The 20,436-nt window shown below is 61.7% G+C and carries 16 protein-coding genes and 1 pseudogene; 5 read left to right on the top strand and 12 right to left on the bottom strand.

The window, feature by feature from the left end; translation table 11 throughout:
* Window positions 1-142 precede the first annotated feature (142 nt).
* The 9 genes from OMP40_RS03940 to OMP40_RS03900 form a co-directional block, all read right to left on the bottom strand.
* Entirely contained in the window at window positions 143-3,163 is a 3,021-nt protein-coding gene (locus OMP40_RS03940) for an OmpL47-type beta-barrel domain-containing protein (RefSeq protein ID WP_277529325.1), read from the bottom strand.
* 41 nt (window positions 3,164-3,204) lie between these two features.
* Complete coding sequence (locus tag OMP40_RS03935; protein WP_277529323.1) at window positions 3,205-4,563, bottom strand: family 16 glycoside hydrolase; 1,359 nt, start codon at window positions 4,561-4,563, stop codon at window positions 3,205-3,207.
* A gap of 95 nt (window positions 4,564-4,658) precedes the next feature.
* Window positions 4,659-5,333, bottom strand: a complete 675-nt coding sequence (locus OMP40_RS03930; RefSeq protein WP_277529321.1) for a type 2 periplasmic-binding domain-containing protein — start codon at window positions 5,331-5,333, stop codon at window positions 4,659-4,661.
* Complete coding sequence (locus OMP40_RS03925; protein ID WP_277529319.1) at window positions 5,284-6,639, bottom strand: type 2 periplasmic-binding domain-containing protein; 1,356 nt, start codon at window positions 6,637-6,639, stop codon at window positions 5,284-5,286. The genes OMP40_RS03930 and OMP40_RS03925 overlap by 50 nt, the downstream gene beginning before the upstream one ends.
* Window positions 6,636-7,205, bottom strand: a complete 570-nt coding sequence (locus tag OMP40_RS03920) for a carbohydrate ABC transporter permease (protein WP_277529780.1) — start codon at window positions 7,203-7,205, stop codon at window positions 6,636-6,638. The genes OMP40_RS03925 and OMP40_RS03920 overlap by 4 nt, the downstream gene beginning before the upstream one ends.
* Before the next feature lie 63 nt (window positions 7,206-7,268).
* A complete protein-coding gene (locus tag OMP40_RS03915) occupies window positions 7,269-8,519 on the bottom strand; it encodes an ABC transporter permease (RefSeq protein WP_277529317.1) in 1,251 nt (416 codons plus the stop codon).
* Window positions 8,520-8,616: 97 nt separating this feature from the next.
* Window positions 8,617-10,539 (bottom strand): sensor histidine kinase, encoded by a 1,923-nt coding sequence (locus OMP40_RS03910; protein ID WP_277529314.1) that lies wholly within the window; start codon window positions 10,537-10,539, stop codon window positions 8,617-8,619.
* A gap of 15 nt (window positions 10,540-10,554) precedes the next feature.
* The gene (locus tag OMP40_RS03905; RefSeq protein WP_277529312.1) at window positions 10,555-11,349 is read right to left on the bottom strand and encodes a response regulator transcription factor; all 795 of its coding nucleotides are present in this window, start codon (window positions 11,347-11,349) and stop codon (window positions 10,555-10,557) included.
* Window positions 11,350-11,410: 61 nt separating this feature from the next.
* Window positions 11,411-12,445, bottom strand: a complete 1,035-nt coding sequence (locus OMP40_RS03900; protein WP_277529310.1) for a zinc-dependent alcohol dehydrogenase — start codon at window positions 12,443-12,445, stop codon at window positions 11,411-11,413.
* Between the two features lie 147 nt (window positions 12,446-12,592).
* Here OMP40_RS03900 and OMP40_RS03895 point away from each other — a divergent pair, with 147 nt between their 5' ends.
* Both OMP40_RS03895 and OMP40_RS03890 read left to right on the top strand, forming a co-directional pair.
* Window positions 12,593-13,204, top strand: coding sequence for a cupin domain-containing protein (locus tag OMP40_RS03895; RefSeq protein WP_277529308.1), 612 nt, complete (start codon window positions 12,593-12,595; stop codon window positions 13,202-13,204).
* The gene (locus OMP40_RS03890; protein ID WP_277529306.1) at window positions 13,137-13,520 is read left to right on the top strand and encodes a helix-turn-helix transcriptional regulator; all 384 of its coding nucleotides are present in this window, start codon (window positions 13,137-13,139) and stop codon (window positions 13,518-13,520) included. Before OMP40_RS03895 ends, OMP40_RS03890 begins: the two co-directional genes overlap by 68 nt.
* A 22-nt stretch (window positions 13,521-13,542) precedes the next feature.
* Here OMP40_RS03890 and OMP40_RS03885 read toward each other — a convergent pair whose 3' ends face one another.
* The 3 genes and pseudogenes from OMP40_RS03885 to OMP40_RS03875 form a co-directional block, all read right to left on the bottom strand.
* Window positions 13,543-14,472, bottom strand: coding sequence for an alpha/beta hydrolase (locus tag OMP40_RS03885; RefSeq protein WP_277529304.1), 930 nt, complete (start codon window positions 14,470-14,472; stop codon window positions 13,543-13,545).
* 202 nt (window positions 14,473-14,674) lie between these two features.
* Window positions 14,675-15,467, bottom strand: a pseudogene (locus OMP40_RS03880) (SDR family NAD(P)-dependent oxidoreductase); the annotation flags it as partial.
* A 141-nt stretch (window positions 15,468-15,608) separates the two neighbouring features.
* Window positions 15,609-16,634 (bottom strand): AraC family transcriptional regulator, encoded by a 1,026-nt coding sequence (locus OMP40_RS03875; RefSeq protein WP_277529303.1) that lies wholly within the window; start codon window positions 16,632-16,634, stop codon window positions 15,609-15,611.
* Window positions 16,635-17,157: 523 nt separating this feature from the next.
* Between OMP40_RS03875 and OMP40_RS03870 the strand changes: the two genes are divergently transcribed.
* The 3 genes from OMP40_RS03870 to OMP40_RS03860 all read left to right on the top strand — a co-directional run bounded on the left by OMP40_RS03870 (window position 17,158) and on the right by OMP40_RS03860 (window position 20,276).
* Window positions 17,158-17,466: a hypothetical protein gene (locus tag OMP40_RS03870; protein WP_277529811.1), complete on the top strand. Its 309-nt coding sequence runs from the start codon at window positions 17,158-17,160 to the stop codon at window positions 17,464-17,466.
* Window positions 17,467-17,517: 51 nt separating this feature from the next.
* Window positions 17,518-19,938, top strand: coding sequence for an MMPL family transporter (locus OMP40_RS03865; protein ID WP_277529301.1), 2,421 nt, complete (start codon window positions 17,518-17,520; stop codon window positions 19,936-19,938).
* Window positions 19,939-20,123: 185 nt separating this feature from the next.
* Window positions 20,124-20,276, top strand: coding sequence for a hypothetical protein (locus OMP40_RS03860; RefSeq protein WP_277529300.1), 153 nt, complete (start codon window positions 20,124-20,126; stop codon window positions 20,274-20,276).
* The last annotated feature ends 160 nt before the right edge of the window (window positions 20,277-20,436 follow it).

Below are 20,436 nucleotides of genomic sequence, written 5' to 3'. Positions count from 1 at the left end.
GGGATCTTCTCCGGCGCGCGTATTGACGCCGATGCCCGTTAGCTTCATGACCATGATGCCGTCCTCCCGCTTTTCAAAAAGCTCGGCGCTTCGATCGATCGAAGCGCCGCCGTTCTGCGTTCCCTCCAAACCGCCGGCCGCGTTAATCCGGCAGCACGAGCACCTTGCCGCCGTCCAACAGCTGCTGCGTGATCGCAAGCGGCGTCGCGACCCCGCTGAACTGGTTGCCGTCCAGCACGACGCCCTCGACGCCTCCGAAGACCGAGATGCCCTTGTCCGCGTCCTGGATCGTATTGCCGCCGACGACGATATCGCGCATGCTGCTGAGCGGCGTGCCGCCCGCGATCGAGATCGTGCTGGCGTCCTTCAGCTGATTGCGCCGGACCGTCGTGCCGATCTGCAGCGTATCGTTGCCCTGCGCCGTGATTCGCAGCGTCGTGCTGCCGGACCAGCGGTCGTTGATGCCGTAGAAGTGCGAATAATTGCCGTCCACGAACGTATTGCCGACGACGTCGATGTACCAGTCGGGCTGATAGCCGTTGTACAAAAACCGCCCCCAGGCGTTGAAGCCGCCGGCCTGCGTCATCTGGTTGCCGTCGAATACCATGTTGACCGCCCCGCCGTAAAACTGAAAATAGCCCGTGTTGTCGAACGTATTCTCGACATAGATGCCGTCCCGCTGGATCGCGGTAATGGAGATGACCGAGGTGGCGTCCGGCTGGAACTCGAACGGACTGTCCAGCGTCACGACATCCTTCGTATGGCTGACGATCGCGCGGAATTGGCCCGCTCCCTTGCCCGACAGGATGAACACGCCTCCGCCGCCGTTCCAGGCGCCCGCTACCCATGACGCGGCGCTGCCGCCGTTCGGAAGCGTCAGGGTCGTGCCGTCGATCGTCCCGATCTTGCCGTAGTAAGCGCCGCTGCCGCCGTCGTTCGTCATCGCCTCGCGGTCCCAGCCGACGGAGTTCTTGAACGAATTCCGCGCGAAATAAATATTTTGCGCCTTATGGTTCGTCGGTTTATCCACGCCGCCCCCCGTCGAGGTCATGTCGGCTCCGATAATCCGGTTGTCCTCGAAGATCAATCCGTCCGGCGCGCTTAGCGAATACCAGCCCGACAGGCCGTTGTAGAAGGTGTTGCCCCGGACGAGCGCTCCTTCGGCCTTATCCAGGTTCAGCGGGCGGTTCGGACTGTATATCGAGCTGTCCACGATCTGCACGTTTTTGCCGCCGATGCGCAGCGCGTCGATCGTGCCCCGCGCGCGGACCTCGTCCGCGATCAGCTTCTCGACGTCGGGCGTGACGTGCCCGGCGAACGGATTCGCATTGATGCGCACCCTGCGGATAAAGACGTTGCCTGCCGCCGGCGTACTGACGTCGGACACGATGATATTCCCGGTGCGGGTCGCCTGCAGGGAGATATCTTCGACGGCAAAGTCGTGCGTGCCCGTCAGCAGCGCGGCCGGCAGCTCGTTCAGCTCCCACTCGTAGGGAGACCAGAACACCTGGGTCAGGCGCTGCGATTCGCCGCGAATGACGGTGCGGGTCGGAACGGCAAGCTCTCGCGTGAGGTGATAGCGGCCGCGCGGGAAGTAGACGATGCCGCCGCCTCCCGCTTCGGCTGCCGCCAGCGCGTCCATGACGGAGGCCGTATCGTTCGTCGTTCCGTTGCCCGTCGCGCCGTAATCCTTCACGTTGTATACGGTCTGCGGCCAGGCCTGCGCGGCTTCGACATGCAGCAGGGCCGAATTGCTCCAGGCGGTCGCGCCGCCCGTGCCGTTGTGCAGATAAACCCGGTAGTCGCCTTCGGCGAGCGACGGCGGCAGGTTCGCCTCCACCGAATAGGCGTCGAGCGTCTTGGACGCGGCCAACCGCGTCAATGCGCCGCCCGATACGGCTTCCAGCACGATCTGCGGCGTCTTGCCCGTCACGGACAGATTGCGTCCGTTCAGCCGCACCCAGCCGCCCGGCGTCGCGGAGACGCCCTGGTCGCCCTGCGCCCAGACGATATCCGGCGCATTAAGATAGATGACAGGCGTCTCCTTGCCCTCCACGATCGGATGAACGGCATAGACGCCCGGCTCCGCGTCTTCCGGAATCTTGAACTTCAGCGACTGCTGGCCGGGCTGGAGCAGGTCGAGCGTCTCGCCAGCGTTCGCCTCCCATTCCGGCGTCACTGCGCGCGGATCGTCATCGGCATTGAAGGGCGCGTCGGGATGCGGCAGACGGACGTAGGCGGGCTCCGCCGCATCGACGTTGTCGTCGGCCAGCCGCTCGTATACGACGCTCGTCACCGTACCCAGGTTTTCCCCGATCAGCATCGCGATTTCGCCGGGAAGCACCGTCTGCGTCACCTGAAACAGACTGGGCAGCGGCAGCTCGTCGAGCGTGAACGACAGGCTTTTCGCGGTCTCCGTGTTGCCCGCCTTGTCGATCGACTTGTATTGCAGCTCGTAGACGCCTTCCAGATTGAATTTGAGCGGACTTGAATAAGCCTGCCAATTCGTCCCGCCGTCCAGGCTGTAGACCGTCGAGGCGACGCCGCTGTAATAATCGATCGCGGACAGCGTCGCCGTCACCGCCGATTTGTAATAGGTGCCGGTATACTCGCCGGTCAGCGCGCCCGTCGTTACGGGCGGCGCCGTGTCCGTGACGCTGTAGCTGCCGTTGAACTTGAACCAGTCGAGATTGCCGATGCCGACGCCCCCGACGAACACGAGGAAAACGTCGTGAACGCCGCCGACGGTCTGGACTGTCGTCGCCTGTTCGGCAGGCTTGCCGTATCCGCCCGTAGATTGCGTGATCAACGTGCCGATCAGCTGTCCGTCGAGCGCGTCCAGCCTGATCTCTACTTTGTAGCCCGCGGCGTTGTCCGGCAGTCCGATCTTAAGGACGACGTCCTTGGCGCCCGAAGCGAAATCGACGTCGTCGTAACGGGCCCAGCTGCCGCCCCTCAGATCGTTGATGACGTCGTTCGTGATGCGGACGCCGTTCGCCGCGTCGTACCCTTCGGCCTGCTGCGTCGCGAACGCGTCGCGCGTCGTGTCCGCATAGGCCTTGAAGCCGCCCGGAACGCCGGGCAAGAGAAGCAGCAGCGCCAGCAGAACGACCGCCGCCCTGCGCGGCGTCACGCTCCAACGTTTTCGTATGGACATGGACATGGACAAGCCTCCCGATTCAAAATGATTCCGTACGAACCGAATCACGGCGCCGGACGGTCGAAGCGCCCGCCGACCCAATTATCGAAGTCGCCGCCGAGCGGATCGTCGACCTTGGTCACGATGACATTGTCGAGCTGCACGAGACTCTCCTCGGTGCGGATGCCGATCCCGCCTCTCAGATTCGGCAGCAGATCGTCGGTATAACTTAGCTTCAGCACGCCGTCCAGGTAGACGTTCAGCGTATTGTCCAGCGCCCGGATCTTGATCGTCCGCCACTGTCCGTCCAGGACGCTGGCGATACCCACCGAGCCCAGCGTCGTGGATTCGCCCGCGGTCAGCTTCTCCAGCACGAGCTTGTTGCCGCCCGAGATGCCCGCCGCATAACAGAAGTTGCCGTAGACCGCGGTCTGTCTGCTACGGACGAGCAGTTGCGCGATGTTCAGCCCGCTGCTGGCCGCGTCGAACTTCACGTCCAGGCTCGCTTCGTAGTCCGTCCAGGCATTGCTGCCCGCGTACGCATAGCCGTTGCTGCCGTCCCTCACCCAGGCGCGGTTGCCTGCGCCGTCTTCCACGATGCACGCATAGCGGACGCCGCGCCAGAGCGGGTTGTTTACGGCCGCGGGCGTATTGGTGGCCGAGCCGTCCTCGAACCGGTCGCGCAGCAGCAGGCCGGATGCCGTCGGCTCGGGATCCACGTAGCCGTCCACCGGCGGCGAATAGCTGCTCGTATTGACGATATCCAGGTTGCCGTACTCCGCCGTGATCGGATTCGAGGTCACCGAGAATGCCCCGATCCCCGCACGGACATTCGTCCCCATATCGACCTCGACATATTTGTGCAGCTTCCAGACGCCGCTCTGCTTGTAGTAGGCGGTGAAAATATTGCCCTGCCGCACGAGCTTGAGCTCGATCGGAAACGTCAGCGTAGGTCCGCTCGTATTGGCCGTCGTCCCGCCGTCCGCGGTCCGGTACGTATACCGGATTCCGCCATTCGGCAGCACCCGGAGCATGACGTTTTTGGCGCCCGCCTCCTCGCTGTCGCGGAACATCAGGCCCGCGGACGCATTCACGTTTTCATAGTCCGAGATCGAGTAGATCGTGCCCGTGATCGTTACGCTGCTGCATTCGTCGTACAGCGACTCCTCCTCCTGCGACACGAAGGTGAACGAGTCGGCGTTGCCCCACACGTTGGCGCCGGTCGACTGCAGATTGTACTTGCTTCCGCTCGCCGCGATGCTGCCGGCTGCGCCGCCGTACGTATCGACCGTCCACGTGCTTGGCGTGAAGGCCGCGCTGGCCCGCGGCAACCCGCCCGGCGCAGCCGCCCATCCGATCGAACTGACGAGCAGAAAAGCCAGACACATGCGGAGCGCGGACCCTTGCATCAACCGTTTCTTCAACGTCATCCACATCCTTTCTTTTTTTAAAATGCCGGGCGAGACGGCCTTTGGGGGGTCCCGCTCGCCCGATCGGTCGCTGCGACGTCTTTAACGCTTTACTTTTCCAGGTTCGGCATGTACGCCTTGTTCGTCTCGCGAAATGCCGCTTCGATCTTATCCTTCAGCGCGTCGGTATAGCCGTTCTTTTCCGCCGTCGCGAGAAAATCGGCGAACAGCTTGTCGAACTCGGCGTCGTTTCTGGCGACGAGCACCTTGGTGAGCGAATCCTCCAGCGCCTTTCTCGCCTTCCACGCCTTGTCGGCTTCCGGCACCGCCGTCAGATAGCTGTAGATCTTGGGCGTGAGCGTATCGGTCGTCGGCGCGCGCTCCGCGCGGCTCATCTCGAAGTAAGTCAGCGCCTCTTCCTTGCTCCGCTGCTTGTCGTACCAATTGGGCGGGTAATAGATCCCTTTGCCGGTGAAGCTGATGAAGTCGCTCTTCGTGCGATCGTCGTTGGAGCCGTCCCATAGCTTTAGACCGTATTCCTGCGCCTTCGTACCGGGCTTGCTGTACACCATCTGATCCTCGAGCGCCTTGTCTTTATACACGCGCTTGCCGTCCTTCTCCTCGAACAGTCCCGCGCTCTTCGGCCCCCAATACCACAGCTTCTCGCCGGCGTCGGAGACGAGGAAGTCGAGCCAGCGCAGCACCTGGGGCAGGTCCTCTTCCTTGACCGAATCCTTAAAGATGCCGATGCGCGAGCCCGAGTCGGGAAAGGCCGTCGGGAACACGTACCGGTCGTTCTTGAAGGGAATGTCCAGAAATACTTTGCGATAGCGGTACGGCTTGCCGGCCTGGGCGAGCACGCTGTTGTCGGGAATCAGATAGCCGTAGGAAACGGCATACTGGCCGTTGTTCAGCTTCTGCTGGAACACGTTGTACGGATCGACCATCGCCTCCTTGGACGCCACGCCGTCGCGCAGCAGCCCGTTCATCTTTTTTGGTCAATTCCTTGAATTCCGGCTGCTTGAATCCCCATTCGAGCCGCTTGGTCTTTTGGTCCCAGTAGGTGAAGTAGGAGTTGTCTCCGCTTGCGCTGCTGCCGCCGAGCAGGGCGCTGTAGAGCACGGTCATCAGATTCCAGTTGTCCTGGCCGGAATAGGTGAAGAAGGGCGACACCTCCTGATTGCCTTCCTTGATGCCGAGCTTCTGGATATCGTAGAGAAACTTGAAGAAGTCCTCCTGCGTGTTGATCGGGACGTCCAGAAGCTCGTCGCGCGTGAACTTCCCGTTTTTCATATACAGATCCTCGATCTCCGACACCGTCTTCGCCTGCGGGTAGAGCTTCTTCAAGATGTCGTCGCGGACGTAGAGGTAACCCATATAGTGAGTGGTCGGGAACAGGCTAGCGTCAAGGTCGGGCTTGAGCAGCGGCAGCGCGTTCTCGTAAATGTTCGCCGGAACCGCGTACACCTTGCCGTTCATGCTGACGTACGGCTTGTTCCAGACCGTATCCAGCGACTGGGGTATCTTTTTCATCAGATTCGGCGCGTATTTGGGCAGCAGCTCGGTCAGATCGTAGAGCTTGTCGTTCTCGACCAGCGACTGGAGCTCGTTCCCGTTCACGATAAGATCCGGCCAGTCGTTCGTCGCCGCGAGCATGCCCATCTTGACCGATCCCGTCATGCTGCCGCCGTTGTCGAAGGAACGGTCCAGATCCATCCGCACCCCGGTTACGCGGGCAATCTCGTTGGTCACGAGATCGTCCTTGTACTTGCGCGCCCCCGCCAAGAGACCGCCCGTGCCCTGATCGAACCAAACCTTCAGCTTAAGCTGCTTGCCGGTCCAGTCCGGCAGATCCGAGCTGTCGGCGAGATCCGTCGGGATCAGATTCGCCGCCTCTCCGCCGCCGTCCGTATGCTGCGCGGCCGTCGGCGAAGACGATGACGGCGCGGAGGACGATGCCTCGCCCTCTCCGTTCCCTTTCGTACATCCGCCAAGCACGGACAATCCGAGCGCCGCCGTCATGAATGCGAGCGTTATATTTTTGCGCCCTTCCCCCCATCGTTGAACCCTCCTTGGTTTTTTTTGGTTCATTCCTTGACCGAGCCGATCAGCACGCCTTTAATAAAATGCTTTTGCAGAAACGGATAAACGAGGATGATCGGGATCGTCGTCACGACGACCTGCGCCGCGCGGATGCCTTCCGGCGTCACGCGGATGACCCGGCCCGTGTCCGCTTCGCCCCGCTGCGCCGCCTCCTGCACGAGGCTCGCGATCATGTCGCTCTCTTTGATCATGAGCATCAGCTTGAACTGCAGCGTATGGAGCGACGGCTTGGTCACGAAGTTCAGCGTCGTCGTCCAGTCGTTCCAATGCATGACCGCCGTCCACAGCGCGATCGTGGCGAGGATCGGCCGCGACAGCGGAAGGATGACCCGCCACAAAATGGTCAATTCGTTCGCGCCGTCGATCTTGGCCGACTCCTCGAGGCTGTCCGGAATCGTGTACAGATACGTGCGGATGATGATGACGTTAAAGAAGGCGAACGCGCCCGGAAGCACGTAAACGAGGAAGTTGTTGAGCAGTCCGAGCTCCGAATACGTCAGGTACATCGGAATCAGACCGCCGCTGAAAAACATCGGCACGATTAAATAAAGCAGCAGTGCGTTGCGGCCGATCAGCCTTTTTTTTGGTCAGCGCGTATCCGGCGGAAAACTGGACGATCAATCCGGCCAGCGTGCCGGACAACACCTTGGCGATCGAGACGAACAGCGCGCGTACGATGGAGTCGTCCCGCAGCAGCGTCGAGAAGTTTTCCAGCGTCGGCACCCGCGGGTAAAAAAGTAATGCCGCCCAGCATGCTGTCCCGGCCGTCGTTGAAGGCGATCGCCGCTGTATTCAGGTAAGGATACAGAGATAAAAGCGACAGCAAAGCGATAAATGCAATGTTGCATATATTGAACAATCGGTAACCGGCGGTTTTTGTTCTCATGTCGGCGTTCCTTTCCGGCTGTCACCAGATCCCGCTGCTCGTCAGCTTTTTTGGAGACGGCATTCGCGCCGATCGTCAGCAGCAGCGCGATCAGTCCCTGGATGAATCCGAGCGCCGTCGATAAGGCGTACGCGCCTTGCTGGATGCCCTGCTTGAAGATGATCGTCGAGATCACTTCCGTATCCACGTACGGATTCTGGAGGCCGTATATTAGCTCGAAGTTGCTCTGGAACAGATGCCCCAACTGGAAGATCAGCATGATCATCACGGTCGGCAATATCGTCGGCAGCGTCACGTTCAACGCCTGCTTCAGCTTGCCGGCGCCGTCCATATAGGCGGCTTCGTACAGCTGCGGGTCGACGGAAGCGATCGCCGCCAGAAAGATGATCGTACTCCAGCCCGTTTCCTTCCACAGGGACAGCAGCAGAACGTTGGGGATGAAGAAGCTTTTGTCCGCGAGGAACATCGTTCGCTCCGCGCCTGGCCCGAGCAGCCAGAGGCGTATATCGTTGAGCGGACCGTACAGCGAGTAAAAGGCGTAAGCGATGCCGATGACGGAGATCCATGACAGAAAGTGCGGAAGATACAGCAGCGTCTGCGCAAAACGCTTGAACAGCTGCATTCGCAGCTCGTTGAGCAGCAGGGCCAGCAGAATCGGAGCGGGAAAGCACACGAGCAGGGTCAGCGTGCTGAGCAGCAGCGTCTGTCCGATCGCTTCCGTCATCATCGGCAGCTCGAATACCTCGCGAATATGCCGGAGCCCTACCCAGTCGCTGCCCCAGAAGCCTTTGAACACGTCGTAGTCCTTGAAAGCGACGAGGATGCCGGGCATCGGCAGGTAGGAAAAGACGAATACGAGCACAATGGCGGGAGACAGCAGCAGGTACAGCAGCTTGTCTTTGCGCATTCGCCGCCATTTCGATTCAGGGCCCCGGGGCCTTGAAGGCGAAGCGCGGACAAGCGGTTTGACCAGTTCATTCATCGCAGAAGGCTCCTTTTGGCGGGTTGGATGGGAGCGCGTTCCTCCTGCTTTTATTTTCTTTGAATACGCTTTCACCATCAAGACGCGAGAATTGTACTCAAGGAACGGAATGTCGTACTTCCGAGGAAGCGGCTGCGAATATCCGCGCTTCTGCGTCCGTATGCGTCACCGCATCCGGGCCGGCCGGCAGCTTGGACTTCCGCCGCGGCAACGGCAGCCGCAGGATCGCGGTCGTACCTGAACCGGGGCTGCCGCAGATGCGCAGACTGGCGTCCGCGCCGTAATAAAGCCGGATGCGCCGCCGGATATTGGCGATCGCATAGCCGCTGCCGGTTGCGCCGTCCTTCGGCGCGGCGGCTTCGCCATCCGCTTCGCTACTCGACAAGCGGGCGGCAAGATCTGCGTCGATCCCCGGACCGTTGTCTCCGATCTCCACGACGACCGCCTTGCCCTCGGGTCGCGCGGCGATCGTCAGACGGCCGCCCGACGGCAGCCTGAACAGGCCATGGATCAGCGCGTTCTCCACGAGCGGCTGCAGCAGATTGCGCAGGATCGGCGTCTCCCGCAGCGAATCGTCCAGCTCGACCGCGCAGACGAAGTCCGATTCGTAGGAGAAGCGTTGAATCTCCGCGTACTTCAGAAGCATAACCGTCTCCGACTCCAGCGAAGCCTCGGCTTCTCCTCGATTGAGAAACAATCGGTAATAATCGACCATGTCTTCGATCAGCCGGCCGAGACGTTCGTCGGGATACGCCCATCGAATCGCGGAGAGCGAGTTGTACAGCAGATGAGGATTAATGTTAACCTGCAGCAGCTCCGTCTCCAGCAGCCGTCTCTCCAGCTCCGATGCGGCGGCTTGGCGGTAGCGGTCGCGGATCTCGTCCGCCATCCGGCGGAAGGCGCGCTCGAGCTGGCCGAGCTCGTCGCCTGCCGCGGCGAGTACCGGCTCGCCTGCGTCCGCTGGCGGGCGAGGCGGAAGAGAGACGTCCCCGGCTTGGGGCGCGACGAGCGACGGCGCCGCGGATTCGCTCCGCACGGTGTCCATCAGCCGCGAGAGACGCGCGGTAAGGAGCGAAGTGGCCAGTCGGATGGAAAAGTACGCGGCGAGCAAAAGCCCGCAGACGATCAGCAGCGGCACCGCGAGCAGCGCGCCGATTCGGGCGTATACAGGCGTCTTGGAAAGGAACAATACGAGGTCGTCCTGCGCGGCGTTTATGCGAAGCGGCAATAAGAAGCTTGCGCCTGCGGCGGTCGGCAGCGCGTTCCCGCCGGCAGCGCGCACCCCCGCGGCGATATCGCGATCGGAGACGGCCCGGCCGGTCAGATAAAGCGGCGGGCCCGACTTCGGCTTGTACAGGACGAAGCCGCCGGCGGGAAGGCTCTCCTGCAGACTTTGGATCGTATCGTCGATCGGAAAGGACACTTCGATAATCGCCAGCGTCCGCCGAAGATCCCGGATCGTGCTGAACAGACGGACGACGGGGGGGCCGGCATTCGCGCCTCCGGACATTTGAACGACCCGGATCGGGTAATCATCCGTCTGCGCCAGAATACGGTCCCGCAGCGTCGTCTCCAAATCCTGCGCAAGACGGATGCCGTTCGTGCGGTACAAGGTCGGATTGAAGCCGTACATCACGATCTCGCACCGCAGCTCGTCTGCCTGAAGCGCTGCCAGCACCGGCTGTACATCGTCGTTGTTCGTCATAAAGGCGAGCAGGTCTTCGCTGTAGTCCTGGCCCAGCATCTGCAGGATCTGCAGGTTGTTTGCGATAAATACGGACTTCTGGATCGCCGAATCGTATTTGCGGTCGAGACTGTCGGTCAGCAGACCGAACTTCTCCTGCTCCGACCGCAGCAGCGCGTCGAGCTTGGCGCCCGCGAAAGAAACGAGAAAAAAAACGGAGATCGCGAGCAGCGGAACAAGGCAGAGCAGCGCGATCGTTATGCGCAGCTTCTGCCGGTATTGGAGTTCGCGGAAAAGCGCGGAGACGGCCCTCAGCCTTCTTTTAACGGCATCCATGGCTCGCTCCCCTTGTCATGCGTAGTGGTTCTTGTATTCGGACGGCGTTCGGCCGCTATGCTTCTTGAAGACGAGGCAGAAGTGGGATTTGTTGGCGTAGCCGACGGTCTGCGCTACGCAGTAGATCTTGCTGTCCGGCTGGCGCAGCAGCGCCTTGGCCCGCTCCATCCGGTACGCGGTCAAATAATCGAATATTTTCTGTCCCGTCTTCCGCCGGAATATATTGTTCGTATGGCTGAGGCTCAAATAAAGCTCGTCCGCGATATCCTGGACCGTCAGCGGCTCTTGATAACGCTCGGCGACGATCCGCTTGATCTGCATGACGATCCGGTCATGATACGAGCGGGCATCCGCGTCATCCGCGTCAGGCGCTTCGGACGTATCGACGCCCGCCTGCCGCAGAAGACGCTCGCGCTCCGCCGCAGCCTCCCGCTCCCGGGAGAGCCTGGCGGCCGCCTTCTCGAGGGCGGTCTGCAGCTCAGGCTTGCGAACCGGCTTGAGCACATAATCGGCGGCCTCGAGCCGCAGGGCGCCGCGAATGAACGAAAAGCTGTCGTGTCCGCTCAGAAAGATGAGCTGCGTCCCCGGATAGTCCTCCCGCAATCTTGCGCCGAGCGCGATGCCGTCCATCGCGGGCATCTGCACGTCGGTCAGCACGATATCCGGCGCTTCGCGCTCCGCCGCTTCCAATGCCTCGCTGCCGCTTGCGTACAAGCCGGCCACTTCGCAGCCGAACGTTTGCCATTCCAGCAAGCCCGCCACGCCGCGGCGCTCGAGCGGATTGTCGTCCACGATAAACAGTTTGTACATCGGATTCTCTCCCCGCGCCCGAATGGAATCGCCGCCTAGCTAATGACAATGATAGCACAGATCAGCGCTTGACCTCGCAATCGATCATGACGTGAATCGCGCTTCCGCCGTGCCCGTTGCGGAGCCGGAATGCTTCTGCGATGTCCGCGAGCGGCACGACATGGGTGATCATCTCCTTCGTGTTGACCAAGCCGTCGCTCACGAGGCGCAGACTCTCCTCGAAGTACCGGCGGTTGTCGATATCCCGTTTCGGTTCGGTGGACAGGATGTCGAGGCGCTTCTTGTGCACCTTGAAAAAATCGATCGGCTTGCGGCAGGTTCCGATGCAGCCGTACATGACGATCGTGCCGTTCTGCGCCGCGACGTCGATGGCGTCGATCATCCCCTCTCCTTCCAGCAGACAGGGGATAACGACGTCGAAGCCGTCCGGAAAGTCGGCGCGCGTCGCATCGGCCGTGCGGCCGTGCGGATCCGACAGCCGATACGTATCCGTGGCGCCGTACTTGCGCGCCAGCGCCAGCTTCTCCTCGAACAAATCGGTCACGGCCAGCCGCCGCGGACTGAAAAGGCTTACAACCTGGGTCAAAATCAAGCCGCTTACGCCTTGTCCGGTGATCAAAACATTCTTGTGCGGGGCGATCTGCCCCCGCTCGGCCGCATGAAGAATACCCGGCAGCACTTCGATCAGCGAGGCTTCGAGCAGCGGAAATTCCTGCGGCAGCACCTTGACGGAAAAAGGCCGGCAGCAGACGTATTCGGCAAACGCGCCCCATACGTACCGCAGCGCAACCTGGTCGCCTGCCCGAATGCCGGAGACGCCGGCTCCGACCTTGTCGACGATGCCCGCCACCTCGTGGCCGAGCCGCGTAGGATAGCTTACGAATTCGGGTTCCCTGGCGCCGCGGAAAACTTCCAGATCGCTTCCGCAGATGCCTACCCATTTGACTTTGACGCGCACCTCGCCCTCCAGCGGCTCCGGAATCAGCGCACGCCGCACGCCGATCTCGCCGGCGCCGTCCATGACGGCGCACAGCTGCGTACCGGGACCGTCCTCCTCCGTCAACGCAAGGGGCGGCACTGTCATCTTCGTTACCATTTCACTTCCGCCTTTCCGCCGGACGCCTGGATTATCGTTTTCGGCCCGGCTGGTTCCAGTGTAGAATAGAACCGGAGCCGCCGCGATATCGCGCATTCGGCTTCCTTTATCCGATATTCAGCTATTGCCGGAGAGGGGGATGGAGGCGTGCAGGAGGACGATGCTCTGCGGGACGCCCAGGTGAGACTGCTATGGACGGCCCGCATCGACTATCGGCCGGACACCGGCGTAACCGGTCACGTTCACGAGGATTATTATCAATTGCTCGTCGCGCTCGAAGGAGACGGGACGCTGACGGCGGGAGGGACGGAGTACGGCTTGGGCGCCGGCGATTGCTGCCTGATCGGCCCGGGCGTCAGCCACGGCTTCCGGTTCGGGGCCGACACGCTCACGCTGGACTTCAAGTTTGCCGTAGACGAGCCTCGTATCGCCCGCTTCCTCGACGCTCTGCCGAGGCGGCCCTTTTTGCCGGCGGATTCGCTTGTCCATTTGAAGACGATCTTCAGGCTGTCGCTGGCGCACCGACGCAGCCCGAAGCCGCTGCTGCCGCTTAGAATCGATACGCTGTACAAGAGCGTGCTGCTCGGATTGCGAGATGCGCCTCCCGGCGTCCGCGACGGCGCCGACTGGCCCGAATCGAATGCGAACGCTTCCCCCCGCGCGCCAGGAGACGGAAGACGCCCCGTTTCCGATGGCGGCCTATCTGGCGGACCGTACGCATCGTCAGGTGAAGCTCCGCGAGCTGGCCGAGCGCTTTAACTTTCACCCGAACTATATCGTGGAGCTGTTCCGCCGCCATACCGGCACGACGCCGATCCGCTATCATCAGTCGCTCCGGCTCGCCAAGGCGAAGGAAGCCCTCGAATTCACCGGTTCGACCGTCTCAGAGATCGCGGAGGCGCTCGGATGGAGCCTGCCCTACTTTTCCCGCGTGTTCCTGCAAGCCGAAGGCATGCCCCCCTCCGCTTATCGGGACGATCTGAAGACGGCGCTCGGCAGGGACATCGTACTCGAGTCGTCCTTCGTCAACGACTGGCGCGTGTTCGCCGATCGAGATTCCCGTCCGGACGGATGAGGCTCCCGTCCGCACCGGGTCGTCAGTCTCTATCCGAAGCCTCGGCCGGCGGACGGATGCCGACGGCATTCAAAAAACGGACGGTCGTATCCAATGCGAACCGCAGCTCCTCGTCCGAGGCCGAATAATTAAACAGGGCGAACGCATGCGTGCTTGCCGGCAAAAGCGCCAGCTCGGCGCGAACGCCCAGCTCCCGCAGTCGCTCCGCATATTCTGCGCTGTGTTCGGGAGGCACGACCGTATCCATCAAGCCGTGCATCAACAACGCCGGCGGATGCTCCCCGGTCAGCCGCAGAAGCGGAGACAGCAGGCGAGCCTCCTCGTGCCGGCGCCGCCAGCGTTCGACTTCGTTATCCGCCGACGCGTCCGAGGGCGCGGTATCCTGCCGCCCGGCGTCCGGGGCGACCGTCTGCGGAATACGGGACTTCCAGCTGCCCAGCAAGTGGACGATCGGGTTGTAGGCGATCAGCGCATCGGGCACGCTCGATACGAGCCGGTCTTCACCGGCGCGTCGTTCACCGACGCCGGCCGCAACGCCGCATGCCAGATAGCCGCCGGCGGATTCTCCGACCAAAGCGATTTTCGAAGGGTCGATCCGCCATCTCCGGGCTTGGCCGCGCATGTACCGCACCGCTTCCCTGCAATCTTCGAGCTGGTCGCCGAGCATCGGGCTGTCCGCGACGGGCGTCTCTCCGTCCAGCATCATGCGCCTGTAATCGACGGAAGCGCAAACGTAGCCCAAACGCGCGAAATACCGGCATTGCGGCAGCAGCATCTCCGGGCTCCCGCCGGCGAAGCCGCCGCCGTGAATAAAAACGATGCAGGGCCGAAGAATGGCTTCGCCCGACGGCTGCACGATCAATAGCCGAAGTCCCGGCCCCTTGCGCTCCCGGCAAACGACCTCCTCCACCTTGTCCTCCGGAAGTATTTCCCACTCCTTCGCCACATCCATCTGCGTCCGCTCCTTTTTCGACCAACGTCGGAAGCTGTTTTCCTGCGCTTCGGCCCCAGTATAGGCGATATCGTTTCCAATGAATAGCCATTTTTGGCGCAAGACAAACAAAACGGCCTCTGCCCCGGAAGCTACGGGAAGAGAGGCCGTTCAATGCCTTATTGCCCGGTACGGCGAATCGCCGGACTGACATGCGCGTTAAAAAAATCGTCGGTACCATGCCGCCGTCCATGCGAATCGGCGATCCTCTGAACGCGGAAGCGAAGGGGCTGCAGACGAAGGCGGCCAGCCTGCCGATCTCCGACGGCGCGATAAATCTTTGAATTTCCGATTGCGGCAGGTTCGCGGTCATAAATCGCTTTTCTTTTTCCGCAAACGACAGCTCTTCGCCCGGATACAGGCCCGCTATGATTTGCTGCACCTTTTCGGATAGCGTCGGCCCGGGCATGATCGTATTGACCGTAACCTCGGTTCCGACCGTCAGCTTGGACAAGCTTTTGGCGAGCGACAGCAGCATCGACTTGGTCATCGCATACTGAGGCATCTGACTCGAAGGCATGACCGCCTCCTCGCTCGCGATAAAGATCACGCGGCCGTAGCCATTCTCCCGCATTTTGGGCAAATAGAATTTGGACAAGCCGTTGGCCGCAAGCACGTTCGTTCGGAAGTATCTCTCCCATACGTCGTCGTCGACGTCCTCATACCGCATCAGCTCGTAGATGCCCATATTGTTGACCAGGATGTCGATGTCGGGGTATTTTTCGAAAAGCGCCTGCCGCTGTCCGATATCGACCAGGTCGGCTGCCGCATTTCGCGGCTCGGTTGCGGGGGAAGCTCGATTGGATCTCCCGTACGACGCGTTCGGCTTCTCCCTCGTCCCTTCCGTTGACGAGCACGTTCGCGCCTTCCCGGGCCAGCTCGAGCGCGATCGCCTTTCCGATGCCCTTCGTCGAACCGGTCACCAATGCGGTTTTATTTGTTAATCCCATATCCATGCAGCCAGTCTCCTTCTTAATTGAGCCGTCGTCGAGCCGCGCGCGCCTGTCGCGCGAGCGGCGGACAATCCCCATGTTACCTTCTCTCGCCTTTCCGGTAACTAGCGGACGGCGCCAACCTGCTTGCCGAAGGCGCCACGACTATTGCTTTGCCGTATGCGCGGCGGCCGAATGTTCCTCTCGCCAGCGGGAAGGCGTCTTGCCCTCCCACTGGCGAAAGGCGCGATAGAATGAGTTTTGATCCTTGTAGCCGACCAGAAAAGCGACCTCCTGCAGGCCGATCGACGCGTCCGCCAGGCAAGCGCAAGCCTGCTCGCGCCTCGCTTGGGCGACCAATCCCTTGAAGCTTGCGTCCTCGCCGGCAAGCCGGCGCTGCAGCGTGCGATCGCTTAAGCCCAGCGTCTTCCCCACCGTCCGAATGTCGAACCGTCCGCCGGCAAGGCTGCGTTTCACTTCATGCTTAACCGCCTCGGACAGGGTGCGGCCGTTCAGCCTTTCGTCCAACGTGCGGTCCAATGCAGGCGTCAGCATGTCTACCAGCTCTTCGTTAAAGGAAACGAAGGGGCGATCCAGGTCGCTTCGGCGAAGCGTCAAGCGGTTGCGCCCGCCGCCGACCAGCACCGGGCAGCCAAAGTAGGCTTCAAGCGTCCGCGTGTCGCCCATCGGCTGCGCGAATTCGACCCTTTGCGCCGACAACCGAAGGCCGGTCCCCCGGCGTCCGAGCTCCAGCAGGTAAGCCAGCGTAACGCCGATCAGGACCGGCGGGCCGGCAAGATTGGCGTCCCACCATTCCAGCCCGATCGTGCAGCGATCGCCTTCCTCCCGGATGCTTAAGCTCTCTGGCGGACATAGCTGTTTGTATCGAACCATGCGGAAAAGCGCATCGCGGTAGTTTGGCGCGTGATAGGTAGCGAGGACAGTAGGCGGGTATTGCGCGGTTTCGAAGGCGGTCGCCATATCGACGATCCCTTTGGCCGTGTCTCCCGACAGATCGGCATAAGCCCGCCAGATGGCGAAGTATTGGATGACGGTGACGGCCGGTTCGTTTATGATCGCGACGGGCAGGCCGGCTTGACGGGCGATATCGCGCCCTGAAAGTCCCATTCGCTTCAGCGCCGTCCAAAATCCGGGCGCAAGCTTAATAAGGTCGGTCGTTTGCTGGTTCATGAACGGAGCTCCTCCGGCTGCGATCGCTTCGCATCGTGGTCCAAATTATAGTCCCTTTCCGCCATCGCCGCAAAGGGGGCTAGCCGCGCTTTCGTTTCAAAGGACGATGGCCAGTAAGCGTTCACTAATCCGTAACACATTACCCATTGTGCAACATTGCCCTTTGGGCAATAATATAACTATGAAGTGAGGTGTACAAATAAGACGATATGATGATCAAACAAACGCTGCGCGACCTTAAAAAAAGAAGCGACCGCGCATGCCCTGGCGGATGCCGCCTACGAGCTCGCGCTGGAGCGCGGGCTGGACGGCTTCGTGGTCGACGACATCGCCCAGCGCGCCGGCTATTCCAGAAGGACGTTCGCCAACCATTTTTCGTGCAAGGAAGAAGCGGTCGTCATGTCCACCGTGGCCTTCAAGGAAAACCACAAGCCCCCCGGAGCAGTTGCTCGCCGCCATACCGCCCGATGCCCATCCGCTCGATACGCTGCAGCATTTGCTCAAATTGCGGATTACCGCAGAAATGTTCCGAAAGCTCCGCACGCTCGTGACGATGTCCAAGGAAGCGCCGACGCTCGAGCCGTACATTTTGATCTTGCTTCGCAAGCTGCAATTCGAGGCGCAGGCGATTCTGAGCGAGCTGTCCCGCGGGCGATATCCCGAGAGCTATCCCCATCTGCTGGCCGGCGCGATGTACGGCGTCATGCTGCCGCTCATCGACGGCAGTCTGAGCGTGCTCCTGCCGGACGAACCCGCGGCCGAAGCGACCGACGCGATGACGTTCGAGCAGTACCTGGATACGGCGTTCGGCTACTTGCGCCAAGGCTTCTAGACCGGTTTTTCGCAAAGATTGCTTATAGATAAAAGGAGAGAATGCCCCGCTATGTCGACATTTCTGTACAAATTGGGCAAGACCGCGTACGGCAAGCCGTGGCCGTTCATCGCCGGCTGGGTCGTCATCCTCGCCGTCGTCCTCGCGCTGCTCGGCGTGAACGGCATCCACGTCAGCTCCGAGATGAAGATCGAGGGCACCGAGTCGCAAAAAGTGCTGGACCAGCTGGCCGAAGAGCTCCCGGCAGCTTCCGGCGGACAGGCCAGCATCGTATTCACCGCGCCGAAGGGCGAGCGTCTCGACACCGCGGAGCGCGGCTCCTTGATTCAAAAGGCGGTTAATGAGGTCTACAAAAATACGTATGTCATTAACCCGGCGGAGCTCGCCCGGCAGGCGGCCGCGGGCGCTGCCGCGGACGGCGGCCAGACGAACGGCCAGGCGGCCGGTCAAGCCGGCGGACAAGCGGGCGGTACAAGCGATCAGGCCGGCGGCCAAGGATCGGGCCAGACCGACAGACAGTCAGCCGGCCAAACGGAAGGCGCGGCGGCCGCGAACACGGCGCAAAATAGCGCGGCCGGCCAAGCAGCCGCAGCCGCTCCCTACGGGCCGATGATGATCGACGGCGCGCCGGTGCCCGGCGTCCTGATCGCGGCGGACGGCGGCGTCGCCCTGTTCCAGTTCCAATTCACCGTGCAGCAGACTTCGCTGCCCGAAGAGGTGCCGGATCAAATCATCGAAGCGGCGGAGAGCGTCCAGCAAGGCGGCTCGGGCATCACCGCGCTGCCGAGCGACTCGCTGAAGAGCAAGCCGGCGATCGGCTCCACCGAAGCTGTCGGCATCGTCGTCGCGGCCGTCGTGCTGCTCATGACGCTCGGCTCGGTCGTGGCGGCGGGCCTTCCGCTTCTGATCGCCATCCTCGGCGTCGGGATCAGCGTCGGCGCAGCCTTCGCCTTTTCCAAATTCATGACGATGACCGACATTACGCCGGTGCTCGCGCTCATGGTCGGACTCGCGGTCGGCATCGACTACGCGCTATTCATCGTCAACCGGCAACGCCGGATGATTATCGACCAGGGCTTAAGCGCCCGCGAAGCCGCGAGCCGGGCGATCGGAACCGCCGGCAGCGCCGTCTTTTTCGCCGGACTGACCGTTATCATCGCCCTGTGCGGCATGCTCGTCATCGGCATCACGTTCCTGTCGGCCATGGCGCTCGTCGCCGCGGCGACCGTCCTCGTCAACGTGCTGATCGCGCTGACCTTGCTGCCCGCGCTGCTCGGCCTCATCGGCGAACGCATCTGCTCCGCCAAGGCCCGCGCGAAAAAAGCGGCATCCGAAAAGCACGGCTTCGCGCATGCCTGGGTCAAAGGCATCGTCAAGGTGCGCTGGCTTGTCGTCGTGCTCGTCGTCGTCGTCCTCGGCTTCGCCGCGATTCCGGTCGCCGAGATGAAGATGGGCATTCCGTCCGGCACGACGGCGAACCTGGACACCGGAGCCCGCCAGAGCTACGACGCCATCTCCGCCGGCTTCGGCGAAGGCTACAACGGCCCGCTGCTGCTCGTCGCCGAGCCGCGCGCCGAATCGGGCAAGATCACGATGGAGACGCTGGGCGCGATCGTTCAGGGCCTCCAGCGGCAGGAAGGCGTCGCCATCGTGTCGCCGCTCGGCATCAACGAAACCGGCGATATCGGCATCATCACCCTGATTCCGACGACCGGACCGAACGACGACGCGACCAAGGATCTCGTGCAGGCGCTGCGCGACGCGGATTCGCCGGTCGCCAAAGCCAGCGACGTCAAGCTCGGCGTCACGGGCTTCACCGCGATTAATATCGACATGTCGGCCAAGCTGGCGGAAGCGTTCCCGGTGTACATCGTTATTATCGTGATTTTGTCGTTGATCATCCTGCTGCTCGTCTTCCGGTCGATCATCGTGCCGATCAAAGCGACGGTCGGCTTCCTGCTCAGCGTGCTCGCGACGTTCGGCATCACGACGGCCGTCTACCAGTGGGGCTGGCTTCACGCGCTGTTCGGCTTCGACACCGGCGGGCCGCTGCTCAGCTTCATGCCGATCCTGGTAACCGGCATTTTGTACGGACTGGCGATGGACTATCAGGTGTTCCTCGTCAGCTCGATGCGCGAATCGTACGTTCACGGCCATAAAGGGATCGACGGCGTCGTCCATGGTTACGAACAAGCCAGCCGCGTCGTCGTGGCAGCCGCCGTCATCATGGTCTCCGTCTTCGCCGGCTTTATATTCGCGCCGGACATCATGATCAAGCAGATCGGCTTCGCCCTCGCGGTCGGCATTCTGGTCGACGCCTTCATCGTACGCATGGCGCTCGTCCCCGCGGTCATGGCGATCTTCGGCAATGCCGCCTGGCGCCTGCCCAAGTGGCTCGACCGTATCCTGCCGAATCTGGACGTCGAAGGCGACAAGCTGCTCGCCCAGCTGAAAGCCAAGGGCGAAAACTGATCGCTTGACGATAGGCAACGCCATAAGCGCAACGCCATAAGCGCAACTTCAAAAACCGCCTGCCGCCTTTCTATGGCGCAGGCGGTTTTGCATCCGCCATTTTTATCTTCGCTTCCAGCATAGTTCGCCGTCGCGATCGGAAACCTATGCATGCTGTTCCATTTCAAGCGCGGGAGGTGCAACGCATGCCGAACAACAAGCAAAACGGAACGACTCGCAAAGGCGCGAACGTTCAAGCGAACAAAATGCCGGCTTCGTCTCAAAGCGACACGGAATTCGCTTCCGAACAATCCCAAGGCACAGGGTCCGTAACGAAGCTGCCTAGCCGAAAAGGCTAATTCCAAGCGCGCTTACGGGTGCTGCAGCCGCTGCCGGCGATTCCGACGGAGCGGCCGCGCGATGCGCGTCCTCGAAGCGATACGTATTACACGACAAAAAAGGCTGTCCCACATCCAGGACAGCCTTTTTTGTCGCATATTATGAGCAGGACAGGGGATC

Origin of the sequence: Cohnella rhizosphaerae (assembly GCF_029525575.1) — a bacterium.
Classification (GTDB): domain Bacteria; phylum Bacillota; class Bacilli; order Paenibacillales; family Paenibacillaceae; genus Cohnella; species Cohnella rhizosphaerae.
This window is presented reverse-complemented; position numbering and strand designations above follow the sequence as displayed.

Excerpts from the sequence above, each read along its gene's own strand:
- OMP40_RS03940 (WP_277529325.1), bottom strand. The coding sequence starts at position 3,163 with ATGTCCATGTCCATACGAAAACGTTGGAGCGTGACGCCGCGCAGGGCG.
- OMP40_RS03925 (WP_277529319.1), bottom strand. The coding sequence starts at position 6,639 with ATGAACCAAAAAAAACCAAGGAGGGTTCAACGATGGGGGGAAGGGCGC.
- OMP40_RS03915 (WP_277529317.1), bottom strand. The coding sequence starts at position 8,519 with ATGAATGAACTGGTCAAACCGCTTGTCCGCGCTTCGCCTTCAAGGCCC.
- OMP40_RS03910 (WP_277529314.1), bottom strand. The coding sequence starts at position 10,539 with ATGGATGCCGTTAAAAGAAGGCTGAGGGCCGTCTCCGCGCTTTTCCGC.
- OMP40_RS03905 (WP_277529312.1), bottom strand. The coding sequence starts at position 11,349 with ATGTACAAACTGTTTATCGTGGACGACAATCCGCTCGAGCGCCGCGGC.
- OMP40_RS03900 (WP_277529310.1), bottom strand. The coding sequence starts at position 12,445 with ATGGTAACGAAGATGACAGTGCCGCCCCTTGCGTTGACGGAGGAGGAC.
- OMP40_RS03890 (WP_277529306.1), top strand. The coding sequence starts at position 13,137 with ATGGCGGCCTATCTGGCGGACCGTACGCATCGTCAGGTGAAGCTCCGC.
- OMP40_RS03885 (WP_277529304.1), bottom strand. The coding sequence starts at position 14,472 with ATGGATGTGGCGAAGGAGTGGGAAATACTTCCGGAGGACAAGGTGGAG.
- OMP40_RS03875 (WP_277529303.1), bottom strand. The coding sequence starts at position 16,634 with ATGAACCAGCAAACGACCGACCTTATTAAGCTTGCGCCCGGATTTTGG.
- OMP40_RS03870 (WP_277529811.1), top strand. The coding sequence starts at position 17,158 with ATGTTCCGAAAGCTCCGCACGCTCGTGACGATGTCCAAGGAAGCGCCG.
- OMP40_RS03865 (WP_277529301.1), top strand. The coding sequence starts at position 17,518 with ATGTCGACATTTCTGTACAAATTGGGCAAGACCGCGTACGGCAAGCCG.
- OMP40_RS03860 (WP_277529300.1), top strand. The coding sequence starts at position 20,124 with ATGCCGAACAACAAGCAAAACGGAACGACTCGCAAAGGCGCGAACGTT.